Source organism: Abyssogena phaseoliformis symbiont OG214, from assembly GCF_016592595.1.
Lineage (GTDB): Bacteria > Pseudomonadota > Gammaproteobacteria > PS1 > Pseudothioglobaceae > Ruthia.
The window spans coordinates 470530-486583 of record NZ_AP012977.1 but is presented as its reverse complement, the minus strand read 5'-3'; the positions used below and the strand labels follow the sequence as shown (position 1 = coordinate 486583).

The following is a 16054-nucleotide window of genomic DNA, read 5'->3' as shown; positions in this document are numbered from 1 at the left end:
TCCTGATTTTTGAATCAGTTTATCTTATTACCGCCAGTGTAAAAGTCCAAGGTGCAGTTATCTCCGACCGTCCGAACTAGAACCTAAAGGGTTCAGTCGGCCAGAATAACTTTGACTTTTATACAAGTAGAATAAGATGATAGTGATGATCAACAACATAAACTAGGTTTTCACCCTAAGACTATCCAACCAATCTGCCTATTTTTGCATCATTTCCACTCTAGGTTACAAACTTTTCTGCCTTATTATAAATACCTCTAATGCCCTGTATCTTATGTGCAAGCTGTAACTCAATCGCATCCGCATCATAACCCTGTTCATTTGACTAGGTAGATGCTAAGTGTCTAAAACCATGAACTGTTTGCTTACCCTTATAACTCATTCTTTTAGGTGCAATTGTCAAAGTATTATCACTTATCGGCCTGCCTTTGGAGTAAGAAGAAAACACGTATTTTTTATCATAATTTAACACCCTTAACTCTTTAAATAACGTCTGAACCTGAGTGGATAAAGGCACCAGATACTCCCTTTTTAGCTTTGTTTTCTCAGCTGTGGGATGCGCCCCCAAATATCGCCCTAAAGTTCATCCCATGTAGCAAGCCTTAATTCACCTGGTCTTACAAAAGTATAGGACGCTATCGACGCTATCTTTAATGCCGACTGAACCCCTATCATTCCATTATAATTATCAATATCAAACATTAACCTCTTAATATCTTCAATTCTTTTAACAAAAGAAAAATTCTCACTTTTTTTGTTTTTTACAATACGAGATAGGCCGGTTGCTGGGTTTATATTTCTTAAATTAAGAATGTTTGCGTATTCATACACTCTCGATACGATTGACTTGATTCTTTTAGCGGTTTCAATATGCCCCTGTTTTCAATCTTTTGTAGAAAGGTCAACATTTGAATTGAGTCTATTTCAGATATGGGGATATGTCCAAATTCGTCAATACACCTATTTAGACGCTGCGTTGTCGTTTTTGTCGTCCTATCTGACAAATAGTCCTGTGTCTGTAACCAATCTAAAGCAATGTCTTTAAATAACTTTGAATCGCTTAATTTATGTTTTGGATTTTTACCATTCTCGATCATCAGTAGATAATCGTCTCGCTTTTTAACAAAAATTACCGCCAAATATGGCGGAGCGGACGGGATTCGAACCCGCGACGTCCTGCGTGACAGGCAGGCACTCTAACCAGCTGAGCTACCGCTCCGAATTTTTTTTGGTGGGCGCTACAAGACTTGAACTTGTGACCCTCGCCTTGTAAGGGCGATGCTCTACCAACTGAGCTAAGCGCCCAAAAAAAATGTGCCCAGTACTGTGAAGCACCGGGCACATTATACTTAAAAAATTCTAAGAATTAACCGATTCTTTAAGTAATTTACCTGCTTTAAATGCAGGTACCTTAGAGGCCTTAATTTGGATTGCTTCACCCGTTTGAGGATTGCGACCAGTACGTGCTACACGATCACGGACAACAAAACTGCCAAAACCTGTAATGGCTACATTATCACCACTGGCTAATGCTGAGGTAATTGCACTTATCATTGCGTCCAATACACGAGCCGCATCTGCTTTTGTTAAGTTGGAAGTTTGTGCAATTGCTGCAACTAAATCTGATTTATTCATTGACTTTATTCTCCTGTGTATGAATCTTATTTTGATAAAAAAAATATACCAAATTTTATCTTGCACTATTTTTTAACTGGCTAATGAGTGGCAAAATTTGCCTTTCCAGAATTCGCGAAGTTAATTCACCAATTCGCTTAAAACGAATAGTACCTTGCTGATCGATGATAAAAGTTTCAGGTGTTGCATACACACCTAGCTCAAGCCCAAGTTTGCCTGATTGGTCAAATACAATCAAATCATATGGGTTGCCAAGTCTGGTTAAAAAAATATTGCCATCCTTTTTGGTGTCTTTGTAATTAATGCCTAATATTTGTAATGAGTTGCTTTTGGCTATTTGCATGAGCATTTCATGTTCTGCTCTACAAGTAACGCACCAAGAAGCCCAAACATTAACCAAAGATATTTTTCCCTGTAACTTATCTTGGATGGCGTAAATTTCAGCAGTATTAAAATCTTCAACTTCTAAATTTGGAAATGTTTTACCAATTAAAGGCGAAGGTAGTTTTTTAGGGTCAAGCCCAAGACCTATATATAAAAAGCCAGCCAATACAATAAATAAAACCAAAGGTAAAAATTTTTTCATTATTTATTTTTGGCTTTTTCCAGTGCGTCAGCCACTTCTGGTGGCATATAGTTTTCATCATGTTTGGCAAGTACTTCAGTTGCCATGAAAATACCGTTAACTAAAGAACCAGTTATAATAATACCCTGACCCTCTTTAAATAAATCAGGCAAAATTCCTGAATAACTAATACGGAAGGTGTTGGCATAATCAGTGACATCAAACATAACTTTAATACCATCACGCTTAACACTACCCTTAGTAACCATACCGCCTAAACGAAAACTTTTACCTTTTGGGGCCTTACCTTCAGTGACATCAGTAGGAGAAAAAAAGTACAGTAAATTTTCGTTAAAGGCTTTTAAGCCTAAATAACCTGCCAAGCTCACACCTATTACCAGTAAAGCAACCAGTGTCATTCTATTTTGTCGTTTTGTCATAATTATCTCTCTCTTAAATATTTAATGCGCAGCTGTTTGATTGCATTTTTATGGATAAAACGAGTACGTATAAATAAAGTTGCAATCACAATCAAGGTCGTCAAATAAGAAAGCCAAATATAAAAAGCATACTTTCCATACGGAAGAAAAGAAAAATACTCTGCTAAGGTCACTATCCATGCTCCATAATTACTTTCTTAACCCAGCTAGAATTTTGCTCTGTCACCAACACCTCATCTCTAGCCCTCATTAGCATAAGCGCGCCATATAAAAACTTAAATGCCATGCCCATTAATAATAGTGCGATCAACATATCAGCATCTTGAACGGCCACTTTATTGACGCTGACTGACGCACCTTGGTGTAAGGTGTTCCACCACTTAACCGAATAATGAATAATGGGCAAATTAATCAAACCCACAATCGCCAACACTGAAGAAGCCTTAGATGCGGTTTTAGGATTATCAAATGCATTATTAAGTGACATATAAGCCAAATACAAAAACAGCAAAATTAACTCTGAGGTTAAACGTGCGTCCCACACCCACCAAGTACCCCACATCGGTTTTCCCCAAACTGCGCCAGTAACCAAAGCTAAAAAGGTAAATGCCGCCCCAATGGGCGCTGACACCTTGGCAACCACGTATGCTAATTTAATTTGCCAAATCAGGCCAATACCGCCCGAAATCGCCAATACCAAATAAATAAACATACTCATCCATGCAGCAGGCACATGAATAAACATAATACGATAACTCTCACCTTGTTGGTAATCAATGGGTGCCACAATCAACCCCCAGTACAAACCCACCAATGTTAAAACAATAAAAGGAAATAAAAACCAAGGGATAATTTTTTGACTAATTTGATAGAAGTTTTTAGGCGAAGCAAACGCTTGAATCCATTTCCACATAAATCAATCCTGTTAGTTATTTAAACTTATAAAACACATTATTTTAGCGACTTATGTGCAACATTATTACGTAAATAAGTTGGCAATGCTAACTTATTGCTAAAATTAATGTTTTTGTTAACATAGGTTAAGTAAAGCGCTATAAGGTTTTCAGCCTTTGGATAAAAATCGGCAATATAAGTACCAATACCCGTTTGTTGAATAAGTTCATTTTCATAAGCGCCCCATCCACTACCCACACCAATAAAATCTTTTCCAAATGTGTCCACCTCATTAGGCTTTTGTAAACTTTCCTTAGATAAGACTTGGTTTTGATAAATACCCCAATATACCTCACTCATGCGCGCGTCAAGCGCAATGGCAATCTTGTTGGTATTGTATTTTTTAAACGCACCAAATCCAAGCAACTCAAGTGTTGAAACCTCCATTGTAGGAATGTTATGTGCCAATGATATGCCCTGAACCACACTGACGCACATCCTAACCCCTGTAAAAGCACCAGGGCCTTTGGTGTAAATAATACCGCCCAAAGCAGATGGTAACAATTGACCGGCTTTAAAAACCTCATCACAAAGTGATAATATTAAACCTGAACTTTTCTCCACACCTTGAACAAAACGAGAAAATATTTCACCTTGCGTGTGCAGACTTACTGAGCACGTATCAGTACACGTATCAATTGCTAATAAATTCATCATTTTGTTATTTTACAATTTTCTCAAACTTGTGGTAGATAGATAAAACCAATTGCTTGCGTTTAAGTAGTCTTAACGAATGTCTAACTGGATGATAATAATCAGGACCTTTAATCAAAGCCACAAGCGTAGCCATTTCTTCTAATGATAACACCGCTACTTCTTTATTAAAATAAAACCGAGTGGCATTGGTAAAGCCATTAATACTTATGTTGCCTTTTTGACCTAAATACACAGTATTTATGTAACGATTGAGTATGAATTTTTTATCAAACGAGTGCTCCAATAATAACGCCATCAATGCTTCCTTGACCTTTCGCCCTAAACTTCGCTCTCTATTTAACAAGGTATTTTTGATTAACTGCATCGTTATGGTGCTCGCCCCACGAAGTGGCTTGTCATAAAATATATAATCACAAACAACCCTGGTAATTTCTTTAAAATCCACACCAGAATGTTTAAAAAATGACTGGTCTTCCACCAGTAAAAGCATATTAATCATCGCTTTGGGTTGCTGCTCAAAACTCAAAATATCTGCACTTGCCTTGTCAGAAAACGCATCATCAAGTAACTGGCTTAAATGACTTAAATACACGGAAAAAGTTACCGTACTTAGCAAAATTAAAGCAATGGTCAATTGTTTAAACAAAATAAAAACACAAGATAATAAAATTATCTGAATTTTAACAAAATCCGCCCGTAAAAGATTTTTTCATACAATATATAACGTTAAACGATTGTTAAAAACAAATAACTAGTATAAAATACCCGCTTCCTTGCTTGAGAGCGCAGTGCTCCAAGCTACTATAATAACCATAAGGAGATACAACTCATGAGACATTATGAGATTACACTGATTGTCCACCCTGACCAGTCAGCTCAGGTAGGCACAATGATGGACAAGTACAAAGAAATCACCGCCGCTGGTGGTGGTAAAATTCACAGAGAAGAAGACTGGGGACGTAAACATTTGGCCTATCCAATCAAAAAAATTTATAAAGCGCATTACTTAATGATGAACATTGAGTGCGATCAAGAAGTGCTTGATAAACTTGATTATAATTTCCGTTTTAACGATGCCATTCTTAGAAATTTAATCACTTCTGAAGATAAAGCAATCACCACACCTTCAATCATGATGGTTAATAAAGACAAAGAAAAGGGGAAATCATAATGGCCAAGCAAGTAAAAAGAAAACGTAGACCTCAAATTAAAATTAACGCTTTTTGCCGTTTTACGGCAGCAGGCGTTACAAGAATTGATTATAAAGATGTTGATACACTACTTAAAAACATTGATGAAAGTGGCAAAATCACGCCATCAAGAATGACAGGCACCAGTGCTAAATTTCAACGTCAACTAACAACTGCCATTAAAAGAGCTAGATTTTTAGCCCTTATTCCTTATACTGACAAGCACAAGAAATAGGAGTTTATCATGCAAGTAATTTTATTAGAAAAAATCCAAAAATTAGGCAGCTTAGGCGACCTAGCTAATGTTAAAGCAGGCTATGCTCGTAACTTTTTAATTCCTCAAGGCAAAGTCAAGCCTGCAACTAAAGCAAACTTGGCTGAATTTGAATTGATTAAAGCCGAGTTACAAGCCTCTGAGGCTGAAACACTTAAAAATGCACAAGCAATTGAAACCAAAATGGTAGGTACTGTTTGCACCATCCAAGCCAATGCGGGCGAAGAAGGCAAATTATTTGGCTCCATCAATACCACTGACATTCAAACAAGTCTTGCAGCAAGTGGTTTTAAAGTTGAAAAGCGCAATATCAACATGCCTGAGGCAATTCGCCATACGGGTGAATATGAAATCAGTGTTGATTTACATACAGATATTACAGTGAGTATTAAAGTTGTTATTGAGGCTTCTCAAGAAGCATAAAAAACCAACTCATTGTGTGTTAAAATTAAAAGGTGCTTAAAAGCCAATGGATATCAAAAACGCCAAAATACCGCCCAATTCAATCGAATCAGAACAATCTGTTTTGGGTGGCTTATTATTGCACAATGAAGCATGGGATCGTGTTGCAGATATTTTAACTGAGGCAGATTTTTACAACGCCTCGCATAGAATTATTTTTAATGCCATCACCGTCCTATTACAGCACGACCAACCTGCTGATATTCTTACAGTTAAAGAACAGGTTAAAAAAACAGGATCTGAGGAGACCATTGGTGGCTTTGTCTATTTAGCCCAAATTGCTGAAAACACGCCCAGTATTTCTAACATTGAAGCTTATGCCAAACACGTACGTGAATTATCCGTTTATCGTCAACTGATTATTGTTAGTCACGAAATTGCTGACACCGCTTACCACCCAAAAGAAATTGAAGTTCAAGAGCTCATTGACCTTTCTGAGAAAAAAATATTTGAAATTTCCGAGCAGGTGACTCGTGGAAAACAAGACATTACCAATGTAAAAGACATTATTAAAGATGTTGTCAATCGAGTACACGAAATGCAAGAATCTAGCGGTATAAGTGGCTTAGAAACTGGTTTTAGCGAATTAGACAAATTAACTTCTGGCTTACAAAATGGCGATTTAATTATCATCGCTGGACGCCCTTCTATGGGTAAAACCGCTCTTTCAATGAACATTATTGAACATGTTGCCATTACTGCTAAAGACCCTAAACCAGTCGCAGTATTTAGTTTAGAGATGCCAACCGAACAATTAGTAATGCGCATGATTTCATCATTTGGCCATATTGAAGGCTCAAAATTACGCAACACCATGACTGAAACCGACTGGAACAGCTTTAATCATGCCGTGTTAGCCTTGGAAAAATCCACTGTTCTTATTGATGAAACTCCTTCCATTACACCAACCGAAATTCGCGCAAAATGTCGGCGACTAAAACGCCAATATCCTGATTTAGCGCTAATCATGGTAGACTACTTACAGTTAATGACTGTACATGGAAAAAGTGAAAACAGGGTGCAAGAAATCTCTGAAATTTCCCGTTCACTCAAAGCCTTGGCCAAAGAAATTAACGTACCCGTGCTTGCTTTGTCACAACTTAACCGTGCTGTTGAATCACGCCCTAAGGCTGGCAAAGGTCGTATGCCACAAATGTCTGATTTACGCGAATCAGGCTCAATTGAGCAAGATGCCGATATTATTGGTTTTATCTATCGCGACCAGCAATATCATGATGACGCCTATTCAAACCCAGAAGAAGTTGGCAAGGCAGATTTAAAAATTGCCAAGCATAGGAATGGCGCCACTGGGCTAATCAAACTAGCCTTCATTGGTGAGTATGCACGATTTGAAGACTTGGCTCTTGACAATCAATTTCACGGCATGGCTGATGAGCGAATAGACACAGCTTATACACATAATATGGCTAATTTTGACCAAGAGCCTTTTTAATTAAAGACTTTATCCATCCATGCGCGCCATTGCCTCAATTTCGCAATCAGCATTAAAACACAATCTCTCAGTTGTAAAAAAAAATTCGCCTAATGCTAAAATAGTTTCCATGGTGAAAGCCAATGCTTATGGTCACCATATCGATTTAATTGACCCAATTATTAATCAGTCTGATTTATTAGGGGTTAGCGAAATCTTAGAAGCGGAAAAATTACGCAAAACAACAAATAAGCCAATTTTACTTCTATCAGGCGTCATTAAAGACCAAGAACTACAACAAGCCATTAAATTAAATTGCCAAATTGTTGTACACGACAAAACTCAATTACCCGTTATTAGCAACACTAAACAAGCCATCAATATTTGGATAAAAATTAACACAGGCATGAATCGACTGGGCTTATCTACCAATGAATACTTTGGTTACATAAAGTTACTAGCAAGTAACCCACTGATTAATATCCGATGTGTCATGAGCCATTTCGCTTGTGCTGATGAAATTAACCACCCAATGAATCAATCCCAACTCTTTGAGTTTAAAAAATCAACGCGCCCTACTGTCAAACGCTCAATGGCAAATTCTGCTGCAATTTTGTCAAATTCAACCTCGCACTTTGATTACGTCCGCCCTGGCATTATGTTGTATGGTGTTTCTCCTTTTGACACTATTGATCACAATCTTAAACCGGTTATGCAACTATCAGCACCAATTATGTCAATTAAAACCATCAAAGCTGGTGATTCAGTTGGCTATGGCGCCGCTTGGACAGCCGACAAACTAACGGCCATAGCAACCATTGGCATTGGCTATGGCGATGGCTACCCGCGCCGCGCTAAAAATGGTACACCTGTGCTCATTAATAACACCTTGTGCCCACTTGTTGGTCACGTGTCTATGGATTTAATTTGTGTTGATATAAGCAACATTAAAGCTAATGTTGGAGACCGTGTAATTCTTTGGGGTAATCAACAATTACGCATCGAAACCATTGCAAAACACAGCGGCACCATTGCTTATGAACTACTAACAGGTGTCAGTTCTCGGGTTGCCTTTATCAACGCTATATGAGCCATAGTTTTGTTCAAATTAGTGATTGCCATATTGATGATGTTAAATACACCATGGGTGTGAATACCCACGCCAATCTAAAAAAAATTATCAATAAAATCATCAATATCAATACCGGCGCCTTATTAATTAGTGGCGATCTTACCCACAACGGTACAACCACCTCTTACAAAACCTTACAACAAATACTCTCTCCTATCCAAACAAGGCTATTAGTCATATCTGGCAATCATGACATTGATAACAATCTCAATACTATTTTTTCTAAAAATTTACTCAGCCAATTCACACTTGGAGAATGGGAAATTATCAGTACAAATTCAGTACAAACATCAAAAATTAGTGGGTTTTTAACAAAACATGAGCTCATAAAATTAGACCTTAATTTAGCGCAATCAACTGCCAAATATATATTCATTGTCTTACATCACCCTATCGTACCAATGAACAGTGCTTGGGATGATTCATTGTCTTTAGAAAACCCAAAAGCATTGTTTAATGTACTTGATAAATACCCTAAAATACAAGCCATACTATTTGGTCATGCGCATCAAGCGGCTGAATTTAGCAGATTGGGGGTAAAAATTATTTCATGCCCATCAACTGCCTTACAATTTAACAATGAAACTAAGATTGGCTTTAACCATTACACGCTGTATGATAATGGACAACTAACAATTGACACACAATGGATATAGAACAACATTTTTTAAAATCTTTACACAATCAGCAAGAGCCAAAAACTTACACCCAAGTTTCGCAGTTGTTTGAATTGAACTATCAAAAAATTTTAAAACTTATGCTGCTATTAAAGCAAACCCCTGATGATTGTATCATTAAGCACAATAGTAAAAATGACTTGCACCTTATCGTAGAAGACAGGTTTGCTCATACAGGTGTTTTCACACTAACGCACAAACTCAAATCTGATACTGGCAATATCAATAAACCAGACATTAAATTTAAAATCTACTTTGACGCACAATTATTAGAAGTCATCTCTGTATGCAATCAAACCACACTTAATCACGCTCATCCATATTTAGCACAATACTCTGATATGAACATACAATAGGAGTTAAATACTTTTATCGAAAAATGGTTGGGTTATTGCTTAAATAAATTCCAAGGAAAATCATGGCAAATACTATAAAAAAAATCAAAAAAAAAATAAATTGATCATTGCCATCTCATCAAGAGCCTTATTTAATCTTGATGAATCGCATAAAATCTTTAAAGAGCAAGGGATTGAAGCTTACGCCAAACACCAAGAAGAAAATGAGGAGGTTGTTTTACAACCTGGGGTCGGTTTTTCACTGGTCAAAAAATTACTAGCCCTCAACACCACAAGAAACCCCATTGATGTCATCCTGCTTTCACGCAATAGCGCTGACACGGGCCTACGTATTTTTAACTCTATTGAGCATTACGGCTTAAATATTTCAAAAGCAGCCTTCACCCGTGGCGAAAGTACGCACAATCTTGTCGGTGCATTTGAAGCAGATTTATTTTTATCAAGTAATTATCAAGATGTACAAAAAGCCCTAGAATCAGGTTTTGCAGCAGCATCAATCGTTGGTTCTAGCTCACAAAAACCACACGAAACTCAGTTGCGTATCGCTTTTGATGGCGATGCCGTTATTTTCTCAGGAGAATCAGAGCGAATTTTTCAAGAGAAAGGCTTGGAAGCCTTTACAGAAAACGAAAAAAATTCAGCCAATATTGCACTCAAAGCTGGGCCATTCAAATGCTTTCTAATGTCATTACAAAAAATACAATCTGCCTTCCCAGCAGCAAACAACCCAATCAGAACCGCCCTAGTAACCGCACGCTCAGCCCCATCACACAAACGCGTTATTCACACCATGCGTAAATGGGGTATTCGCATTGACGAATCCTTCTTTTTAGGCGGGCTAGACAAAGGCATATTTTTAAAAGAATTCGGTGCTGATATCTTTTTTGACGATCAACACCAACACTGCCAATCAGCCTCCCAATACGTACCCACAGGGCATGTCCCTAATGGTATTAGTAATCAATAAGCTTAAATTCAACTTGCAAGTTGAATTTAAGCGCTACCCTTTTCTAGGCGTCTACCAACACTCTTAAACCTTAAATCTCTGCCAACCATCTTACCAAGATTAGCAATAAAATAATCACAGCCTAGACGACAATCCTTTATAAACATTACGCCTTAACATGTCTAATGCTTTTTTATTTTCATCCATCATTAAATAATCTTCATACGTCTTTATACCATTACCGATATCATAATCGGTAATGATGTTGTTTGTAACCAGTCCACAATGATAAGCAGCACTTGAATATTGGTACTCTATTGCTTTTTCTACCGCGCTGGATTGTTTTCAACATAGCGAAAAGCGTGGTAACTGTATTGCTCATCAAGTGGGGATGAGAAAAATCGTCCTTGCCATAAAACACCTTGCCAATTTTTTTGTTTGTTAATGTATTGACTATAACGCATATGCACAGGTTTTAATACTTTTTTGCAATCCTTCTTTTGTTGCTGGCTGAAAAATAAGATGAACATTGTTTGTCATCAAACAATAGGCAAGTATTTTTACTTGATGCTTTAAAGCATACTGTTGTAATAGCTTTAAATAATAGTTTTTGTTAGCATCAGAAAAGAAAACGTTTTCTTTGTGATTGCCTCTTTGAGTAATATGGCGGGAAATGTTGGCAAATACACTGCTGCGGGTTATCTTGGCATAAAGTGTATTTTAACAGGGTTTTGTAATTAAAGGGTAGCACCCCCTTTATTCATCTCATCATTGGTTTATAAATAGTCCAAAAATAAAATACTACTCCTATAAACATAACGCAAAAAATAAAAACAATATAGTCAAACATTAAATTAAAATTTGATGAATCAAAAGCTATAAACATAAAAAGCAATAAGGGTAATAAAAAAATAATAACCTAGGTACAGCCTAAGTTTATTTTTTTATCTTGCATCTTTTATTACCTCCAATTCAAAATCATACTTCCAATCAAGTTTACCTCCAACACTCTCTTTTATAAGAGAGTCCTCCTGTTTCTCCAGTTCCCCATCCTGGATTGTATCCACCCAACTCCGAGTCATGTCATATGAATATTGTGTACCTGTAAGCCCTTCACCAGTACCAAGCCAATTGTGTCCGATACTTTGTGCCAATCCTGTGCTTGCGCCTTTATTTGCACTCTCAAGTGAGCCGCCTGTAATACCACCAACAAAGCCTATTTGTGCACCTTGGGTAATTGCAGTTAGTATTTTACCAGTTGCACCAATAGCACCGTCTATTGAATTTGCCATAGTGCCTACTGTATTAAAAATTGCAGAACCTACCTGCCATACGGTAGAAATAACAGCAGTAACAACTTGCACAACCACTACTGCTGTTGCAACTACTACGTTAAAGATGGCACTAAATAAAGCACCCCCAAATAGCCACTTGGGTCTGTGTATTTAAGTGGATTATTGAGTGCGTACGTATATCTGTTGTAACTCTGTGTGTTGTAAGGCACTTGTATATGTGAATCTGCTGAAAGAAAACGCCCAATCTGCGGGTCATATACCCAACTGTTCATGTGAATCAGCCCCATCTCATCAATGTGCTCATGCCCAGTAAAGCCTCGGTTAGTGAGTGCTAGGATGATGGGCAGGAGTGGGTCAGCTGCGCGCCAGTCTGCCTTTCTCCTTTCGCCAAAGGCGGCCGCGGCTCATTCTTTCCACGACATTGCCTTGGCCATCGGTGATGGTGTCGATGCTGCCTAGGTTGTCATAGTGTAAGTATCTAGTTTGGTCGGGGCTTGTGAGGGTTAATAGGTTGCTTGTTATGTTGTCATAGGTTTTGGTCTCACTATGGCGTGGTGGTGAGTGGGAATTTGCCGTCTTGGGAATACTCAGTGGTGATACTTCGGGTAGTGATGTCAGTGCCACTGGTGGTGGTTTTGGTGAAGGTCTTTCCACATTGCCTGTGGTGGTCGACTACGTTGCTGTAATCGTCAATGTTGGATTGGCTGGTGGTTGTGGTGGTGAGTAATGCGTTTGAGTTGTAATCAAAAGACTTTGAGAGGCTTTGGGTTAGGTAAGGGGCGTGTATTTTGTTGTTATGGCTGGACTTGTCTTGGTGGGTGTTGGTTTGGCTGTTTAGTAGTTGGCGATTGTTATTGGTTTTAATGTATTCTTGAGTGTTACTTATTTGTCCTACATAAGGGTAGTCTTGATTGTATTCGGTGTGGGTGAATTTGTTGGATTGTTCATCGAAAGATTCAATCCAAGTAAAGCCTAGGTTGCTACGACCTTGGAGATTGACCTTTGCGCCACCGTATTTTTGGTAGGTGGCGGTGTTTTGTCCACCAATGGCGTTGTTGGTTGCTGTGCTGGAGACCAATAACATGGGCGCATAAATGTTTTTGTTTGGGTGGTATGCTTTTGCCTCTTGTTGGTAGATACCCTCACCCGTTAAAGGCTTGTAATTAATTGTAGTGCTAATGTTAAAGCCGTTATCAATGCTAGTAATTGTTTTTGTCTTATCAAAGGTTGACAAGGATACTGTAACCATACCATCACTTGATTTAATAAAGTCTGCCTTGCCGTCACCATTGACATCGGCATAACCATAGGTGTCATTTTTATAGGTTCTAATCTCATAATTCTTATAAATAACTCTACCACAAGAGCCGAGATGCTTATTAGCATAAAAACTAGAACCATTAGATAAAAACGCCTTTCCTTTAACAATCATATCACTCAGCCCATCGCCATTGACATCGACAAACTCAAGTAAGTAGCTATATCTCGCTATTCCATTTGGATAGAAACCCTCAATATCACCCTCATTATATCCAACTAATTCTGATGGCTTGCTACGTCCCCAGCCTCTATATTTATAACTTTGTCTGTAGCATTGACCAGACTTACCATGAACAGGCAGGTCTATTTCATCCCAAGTAAAAACAATTGGACTAAGAGTCTCCTCACCACCGCCCGTCTTTTGTATAATTTCAGTAATCTGACTGGTTTCTGGCTTGCTACTGTATTGATAGTTAGCCTGATAATCCCTAACCAAACTGTTGTTTGCAAAAGTTTGAATATTTCTTAGTCGCTTAGTAGTTTCTATTTTTGAATTTAGTTTTAATATCATCTTCTCTGTCTTCATAAAACAAACCTAACCGAATTATTAGCATAATTAATTCTATTAAGCGTGTATTCGCCATTTGCATTGTCTTCATCATAGACATAGTTAACAGCATTGTTTGTAGCATCTGTGACTCTATTCACTGCCCAGAGTCTAACGGTTGATTTACCTTGGGCTTTAATCTTTGAGTCTTGTGTATTACCATACCCAAAGGTTTACCCTGATTTGGTTTCACTGTCCAGTGGTTACCATTGTATTTAACTTTGCTGAAGTTATTAATCTCAGTGCGGTATTCTGAGTTGGCTTGTCCATTGTTGCCTGATATGACGATGAGCCTTTGCCCATCTAGGCAGCATCTGTCGTTATCGTCATAGTTGAATGCCGCCTTTGATGCCATCAGTAGCAGTGGTCTTTGAACAGCGGTGGATGGGAGATAAGCCACCTAAGCTAAAGCCCATGCCTAGAATGCTGTTACCAGCGTTTGAGTTGTAGTTAATACTGAGTTCTGAGTTCGGGTTGCATGCCTGCAACACCGGGTGGGACAGTGATGGGGATGGTGTAGTTGACAGCGTCTTGGTTAACGCTGAAGCTACCTGCGGTGCTGTCAACTAGGGTGGTTGGTGTCACTGTTTGTGGTTGCGTTTGCTTGGGTTTGGTGTGTGTCAGATTGGGTTGTTTGGGTGAATATAGATGAGGTGTTGTTATTAGGTTGAGTGTCAATGTTGAGGGAGAAGATGATAAGAGCAACAACAAAAACAGCGATACCGAAGGACAGGTAGCGCTAGTTGGTGGGCATGGATGCTCCTAGGTGTTTGAATAAGTTAAAGGAATTCTATCATAAAAAACAAAAGCTATATGTGTTTATAATTTTGAATTGCTAGAAATTTAGGCTATATTAAACAATAAACGCATTATACTTGAACGTCTAAATTGTGACAAAATGTAGAAAAAGTTAATGCAAGTGCAAAGTTATCAAGAAGTTAATGGCAGAATTACACTATTGAGTACCTTTGCTTTGCTTGTTTTGGTAGCATTCATAACTTTAAAACTGATGCAACAGTTTTTACAACAGGACATATCCATTAAGCCTTTTGCTAACGAATTGATCAGTCAAAAAATAGTCATTCAATATTAAATTTACCTAAAAATTTATTTGGTAAGTTCAACTCACCCACTCAAAAAGCCCACAAGCGTGTTAAAAAAACCCGCTTAAATCTAACTCTGATGGGCATTCTAAACTAACAAGGGTACTCTTTAGCAATTATTAAACAAAATAATAAAGCGAAAATTTATAAAATATATGATGTGATTAATTCGTCAACCAAGGTTAAAGAAATTTATTCAAAATACATCATTCTTAATCATGATAGTCATGATGAAAAATTAAGTATAAAATACAAAATAGGGACAGAAATAGCGCGTTTAGCTAAAAAATCAAGTAAAAAAATAGTGGCTAAAAAGGCAGTGAAATCACTATCAAAAATTAAACGCTCGAACAAATTAAAGTTAAAAAACTCACCAGTAGTCCGAAAAAAATGCTGTCTGCTGTCTCTATTGAGCCAAATTACAAAAATGATAATTTGTATGGGTTTGTTATCCGCTCTGGTAAAGAAAGGGCTTTATTTAAAGAGATTGGATTACAATCAGGCGGCGTTATTCTAAGCATTAACCATATTGAAACTCAACAGCTAATTTTAAATGCTTGTAGCATTAAGAAAAGAGCTTAATAAGCAACACTTTGACCTTGTTATTGAGTGTAATAAACACAAGCATTTTCTATGCCGTCAATTTAAATTAAAAAACTTTATCAAATCAATAAACTCATGAAAAAAAATATTTATTAACTTCATCATCTTTTTTATCGCTTTGTCTGCTAATGCACTTATGCTTAATTTAAAAAACATGGAACTGGTGACTTTGATTAATACAGTCTCTGAAGTGACTGGAAAAAACTTTATTATCGACCCTGGGGTTAAAGGTAGGGTTAATGTTGTGAGCACAACAGAAATTGACAATGATGAGTTTTATCATTTGTTTTTATCTATTTTACAAGCGCATGGCTATATTGTGGTTGAGGGTGAGGAGTTTTCTAAAATTTTACCACAAGCCAATACCAAGAATAATTCTACACAAATATCTAGTATGGCTAACGATAGTATTATTACAACGGCCATTCCCATTAAAAACGTTGTTGCCAGCTAAATAATTGCTATT

The 16054-nt window shown here is 37.5% G+C and carries 26 protein-coding genes, 2 tRNA genes and 1 pseudogene; 11 read left to right on the top strand and 18 right to left on the bottom strand.

Annotation, left to right across the window (positions count from 1 at the left end; translation table 11 throughout):
- Positions 1 to 325 precede the first annotated feature (325 nt).
- The 11 genes from CVPH_RS03155 to CVPH_RS03110 form a co-directional block, all read right to left on the bottom strand.
- Positions 326 to 517 carry a hypothetical protein gene (locus CVPH_RS03155; RefSeq protein WP_201342031.1) on the bottom strand — a complete coding sequence of 64 codons (192 nt, stop codon included), beginning with the start codon at positions 515 to 517 and terminating at the stop codon, positions 326 to 328.
- A gap of 283 nt (positions 518 to 800) precedes the next feature.
- Positions 801 to 1097, bottom strand: coding sequence for a phage integrase central domain-containing protein (locus tag CVPH_RS11185; RefSeq protein ID WP_425353126.1), 297 nt, complete (start codon positions 1095 to 1097; stop codon positions 801 to 803).
- Between the two features lie 45 nt (positions 1098 to 1142).
- Positions 1143 to 1219: transfer RNA gene (locus tag CVPH_RS03150), tRNA-Asp, on the bottom strand.
- A gap of 10 nt (positions 1220 to 1229) precedes the next feature.
- Positions 1230 to 1305 (bottom strand) — tRNA-Val (locus tag CVPH_RS03145).
- 54 nt (positions 1306 to 1359) lie between these two features.
- Positions 1360 to 1635, bottom strand: coding sequence for an HU family DNA-binding protein (locus tag CVPH_RS03140; protein WP_201342030.1), 276 nt, complete (start codon positions 1633 to 1635; stop codon positions 1360 to 1362).
- Between the two features lie 55 nt (positions 1636 to 1690).
- On the bottom strand, positions 1691 to 2221 hold the full coding sequence (locus tag CVPH_RS03135) for a DsbE family thiol:disulfide interchange protein (protein ID WP_201342029.1): 531 nt from the start codon (positions 2219 to 2221) through the stop codon (positions 1691 to 1693).
- Positions 2221 to 2643 carry a cytochrome c maturation protein CcmE gene (gene ccmE / locus CVPH_RS03130; RefSeq protein ID WP_201342412.1) on the bottom strand — a complete coding sequence of 141 codons (423 nt, stop codon included), beginning with the start codon at positions 2641 to 2643 and terminating at the stop codon, positions 2221 to 2223. Before ccmE ends, CVPH_RS03135 begins: the two co-directional genes overlap by 1 nt.
- Positions 2643 to 2813 (bottom strand): heme exporter protein CcmD, encoded by a 171-nt coding sequence (gene ccmD / locus CVPH_RS10705; protein ID WP_201342028.1) that lies wholly within the window; start codon positions 2811 to 2813, stop codon positions 2643 to 2645. The genes ccmE and ccmD overlap by 1 nt, the downstream gene beginning before the upstream one ends.
- A complete protein-coding gene (locus tag CVPH_RS03120; protein ID WP_201342027.1) occupies positions 2813 to 3553 on the bottom strand; it encodes a heme ABC transporter permease in 741 nt (246 codons plus the stop codon). Before CVPH_RS03120 ends, ccmD begins: the two co-directional genes overlap by 1 nt.
- Before the next feature lie 38 nt (positions 3554 to 3591).
- Positions 3592 to 4251 carry a tRNA (adenosine(37)-N6)-threonylcarbamoyltransferase complex dimerization subunit type 1 TsaB gene (gene tsaB, locus CVPH_RS03115; protein ID WP_201342026.1) on the bottom strand — a complete coding sequence of 220 codons (660 nt, stop codon included), beginning with the start codon at positions 4249 to 4251 and terminating at the stop codon, positions 3592 to 3594.
- A 4-nt stretch (positions 4252 to 4255) separates the two neighbouring features.
- Positions 4256 to 4897: a biosynthetic peptidoglycan transglycosylase gene (locus tag CVPH_RS03110; protein WP_225879783.1), complete on the bottom strand. Its 642-nt coding sequence runs from the start codon at positions 4895 to 4897 to the stop codon at positions 4256 to 4258.
- A gap of 183 nt (positions 4898 to 5080) precedes the next feature.
- Between CVPH_RS03110 and rpsF the strand changes: the two genes are divergently transcribed.
- Genes rpsF through CVPH_RS03070 form a run of 8 tightly spaced genes read left to right on the top strand, consistent with a single transcriptional unit; the run spans position 5081 to position 10741 of the window.
- Positions 5081 to 5422 (top strand): 30S ribosomal protein S6, encoded by a 342-nt coding sequence (gene rpsF / locus CVPH_RS03105; protein WP_201342025.1) that lies wholly within the window; start codon positions 5081 to 5083, stop codon positions 5420 to 5422.
- A complete protein-coding gene (gene rpsR / locus CVPH_RS03100) occupies positions 5422 to 5676 on the top strand; it encodes a 30S ribosomal protein S18 (protein ID WP_201342024.1) in 255 nt (84 codons plus the stop codon). Before rpsF ends, rpsR begins: the two co-directional genes overlap by 1 nt.
- 9 nt (positions 5677 to 5685) lie before the next feature.
- A complete protein-coding gene (rplI, locus tag CVPH_RS03095; RefSeq protein WP_201342023.1) occupies positions 5686 to 6138 on the top strand; it encodes a 50S ribosomal protein L9 in 453 nt (150 codons plus the stop codon).
- A 46-nt stretch (positions 6139 to 6184) separates the two neighbouring features.
- Entirely contained in the window at positions 6185 to 7630 is a 1446-nt protein-coding gene (gene dnaB, locus CVPH_RS03090; RefSeq protein WP_201342022.1) for a replicative DNA helicase, read from the top strand.
- A gap of 19 nt (positions 7631 to 7649) precedes the next feature.
- Positions 7650 to 8699, top strand: coding sequence for an alanine racemase (gene alr / locus CVPH_RS03085; protein WP_201342021.1), 1050 nt, complete (start codon positions 7650 to 7652; stop codon positions 8697 to 8699).
- Complete coding sequence (locus tag CVPH_RS03080; RefSeq protein ID WP_201342020.1) at positions 8696 to 9397, top strand: metallophosphoesterase family protein; 702 nt, start codon at positions 8696 to 8698, stop codon at positions 9395 to 9397. Before alr ends, CVPH_RS03080 begins: the two co-directional genes overlap by 4 nt.
- Entirely contained in the window at positions 9388 to 9774 is a 387-nt protein-coding gene (locus tag CVPH_RS03075; RefSeq protein ID WP_201342019.1) for a DUF1249 domain-containing protein, read from the top strand. The genes CVPH_RS03080 and CVPH_RS03075 overlap by 10 nt, the downstream gene beginning before the upstream one ends.
- A 43-nt stretch (positions 9775 to 9817) precedes the next feature.
- The gene (locus tag CVPH_RS03070; RefSeq protein WP_201342410.1) at positions 9818 to 10741 is read left to right on the top strand and encodes a 5'-nucleotidase; all 924 of its coding nucleotides are present in this window, start codon (positions 9818 to 9820) and stop codon (positions 10739 to 10741) included.
- A gap of 305 nt (positions 10742 to 11046) precedes the next feature.
- Here the strand turns inward: CVPH_RS03070 and CVPH_RS10450 are convergent, their stop codons facing one another.
- The 7 genes and pseudogenes from CVPH_RS10450 to CVPH_RS03040 all read right to left on the bottom strand — a co-directional run bounded on the left by CVPH_RS10450 (position 11047) and on the right by CVPH_RS03040 (position 14373).
- Positions 11047 to 11250 (bottom strand): transposase, encoded by a 204-nt coding sequence (locus CVPH_RS10450; protein ID WP_201340671.1) that lies wholly within the window; start codon positions 11248 to 11250, stop codon positions 11047 to 11049.
- The gene (locus CVPH_RS11180; protein ID WP_425353140.1) at positions 11174 to 11383 is read right to left on the bottom strand and encodes a transposase; all 210 of its coding nucleotides are present in this window, start codon (positions 11381 to 11383) and stop codon (positions 11174 to 11176) included. Before CVPH_RS11180 ends, CVPH_RS10450 begins: the two co-directional genes overlap by 77 nt.
- A gap of 281 nt (positions 11384 to 11664) precedes the next feature.
- A complete protein-coding gene (locus tag CVPH_RS03055; protein WP_201340672.1) occupies positions 11665 to 12090 on the bottom strand; it encodes a hypothetical protein in 426 nt (141 codons plus the stop codon).
- A gap of 17 nt (positions 12091 to 12107) precedes the next feature.
- Positions 12108 to 12398: pseudogene (locus CVPH_RS03050) on the bottom strand (RHS repeat-associated core domain-containing protein); the annotation flags it as partial.
- A gap of 161 nt (positions 12399 to 12559) precedes the next feature.
- Entirely contained in the window at positions 12560 to 13861 is a 1302-nt protein-coding gene (locus tag CVPH_RS03045; protein WP_225879781.1) for a toxin TcdB middle/N-terminal domain-containing protein, read from the bottom strand.
- Positions 13858 to 13983, bottom strand: coding sequence for a hypothetical protein (locus tag CVPH_RS10700; RefSeq protein ID WP_281064617.1), 126 nt, complete (start codon positions 13981 to 13983; stop codon positions 13858 to 13860). The genes CVPH_RS03045 and CVPH_RS10700 overlap by 4 nt, the downstream gene beginning before the upstream one ends.
- Before the next feature lie 225 nt (positions 13984 to 14208).
- Positions 14209 to 14373 carry a hypothetical protein gene (locus tag CVPH_RS03040; protein WP_201340675.1) on the bottom strand — a complete coding sequence of 55 codons (165 nt, stop codon included), beginning with the start codon at positions 14371 to 14373 and terminating at the stop codon, positions 14209 to 14211.
- 422 nt (positions 14374 to 14795) lie between these two features.
- Between CVPH_RS03040 and CVPH_RS10070 the strand changes: the two genes are divergently transcribed.
- From CVPH_RS10070 to CVPH_RS03030, 3 genes are all read left to right on the top strand, one after another.
- Positions 14796 to 14975 (top strand): hypothetical protein, encoded by a 180-nt coding sequence (locus CVPH_RS10070; protein WP_225879780.1) that lies wholly within the window; start codon positions 14796 to 14798, stop codon positions 14973 to 14975.
- Between the two features lie 400 nt (positions 14976 to 15375).
- Complete coding sequence (locus CVPH_RS03035) at positions 15376 to 15567, top strand: hypothetical protein (RefSeq protein WP_201342017.1); 192 nt, start codon at positions 15376 to 15378, stop codon at positions 15565 to 15567.
- 157 nt (positions 15568 to 15724) lie between these two features.
- The gene (locus CVPH_RS03030; RefSeq protein ID WP_201342016.1) at positions 15725 to 16042 is read left to right on the top strand and encodes a hypothetical protein; all 318 of its coding nucleotides are present in this window, start codon (positions 15725 to 15727) and stop codon (positions 16040 to 16042) included.
- The last annotated feature ends 12 nt before the right edge of the window (positions 16043 to 16054 follow it).

What these genes read in the sequence shown, in the direction of transcription:
- CVPH_RS11185 (WP_425353126.1), bottom strand. Translation starts at nt 1,097, where the DNA reads ATGATCGAGAATGGTAAAAATCCAAAACATAAATTAAGCGATTCAAAG.
- CVPH_RS03140 (WP_201342030.1), bottom strand. Translation starts at nt 1,635, where the DNA reads ATGAATAAATCAGATTTAGTTGCAGCAATTGCACAAACTTCCAACTTA.
- CVPH_RS03135 (WP_201342029.1), bottom strand. Translation starts at nt 2,221, where the DNA reads ATGAAAAAATTTTTACCTTTGGTTTTATTTATTGTATTGGCTGGCTTT.
- CVPH_RS03120 (WP_201342027.1), bottom strand. Translation starts at nt 3,553, where the DNA reads ATGTGGAAATGGATTCAAGCGTTTGCTTCGCCTAAAAACTTCTATCAA.
- tsaB (WP_201342026.1), bottom strand. Translation starts at nt 4,251, where the DNA reads ATGATGAATTTATTAGCAATTGATACGTGTACTGATACGTGCTCAGTA.
- rpsF (WP_201342025.1), top strand. Translation starts at nt 5,081, where the DNA reads ATGAGACATTATGAGATTACACTGATTGTCCACCCTGACCAGTCAGCT.
- rpsR (WP_201342024.1), top strand. Translation starts at nt 5,422, where the DNA reads ATGGCCAAGCAAGTAAAAAGAAAACGTAGACCTCAAATTAAAATTAAC.
- rplI (WP_201342023.1), top strand. Translation starts at nt 5,686, where the DNA reads ATGCAAGTAATTTTATTAGAAAAAATCCAAAAATTAGGCAGCTTAGGC.
- dnaB (WP_201342022.1), top strand. Translation starts at nt 6,185, where the DNA reads ATGGATATCAAAAACGCCAAAATACCGCCCAATTCAATCGAATCAGAA.
- alr (WP_201342021.1), top strand. Translation starts at nt 7,650, where the DNA reads ATGCGCGCCATTGCCTCAATTTCGCAATCAGCATTAAAACACAATCTC.
- CVPH_RS03080 (WP_201342020.1), top strand. Translation starts at nt 8,696, where the DNA reads ATGAGCCATAGTTTTGTTCAAATTAGTGATTGCCATATTGATGATGTT.
- CVPH_RS03075 (WP_201342019.1), top strand. Translation starts at nt 9,388, where the DNA reads ATGGATATAGAACAACATTTTTTAAAATCTTTACACAATCAGCAAGAG.
- CVPH_RS10450 (WP_201340671.1), bottom strand. Translation starts at nt 11,250, where the DNA reads ATGTTCATCTTATTTTTCAGCCAGCAACAAAAGAAGGATTGCAAAAAA.
- CVPH_RS03045 (WP_225879781.1), bottom strand. Translation starts at nt 13,861, where the DNA reads ATGAAGACAGAGAAGATGATATTAAAACTAAATTCAAAAATAGAAACT.
- CVPH_RS10070 (WP_225879780.1), top strand. Translation starts at nt 14,796, where the DNA reads ATGCAAGTGCAAAGTTATCAAGAAGTTAATGGCAGAATTACACTATTG.
- CVPH_RS03035 (WP_201342017.1), top strand. Translation starts at nt 15,376, where the DNA reads ATGCTGTCTGCTGTCTCTATTGAGCCAAATTACAAAAATGATAATTTG.
- CVPH_RS03030 (WP_201342016.1), top strand. Translation starts at nt 15,725, where the DNA reads ATGCTTAATTTAAAAAACATGGAACTGGTGACTTTGATTAATACAGTC.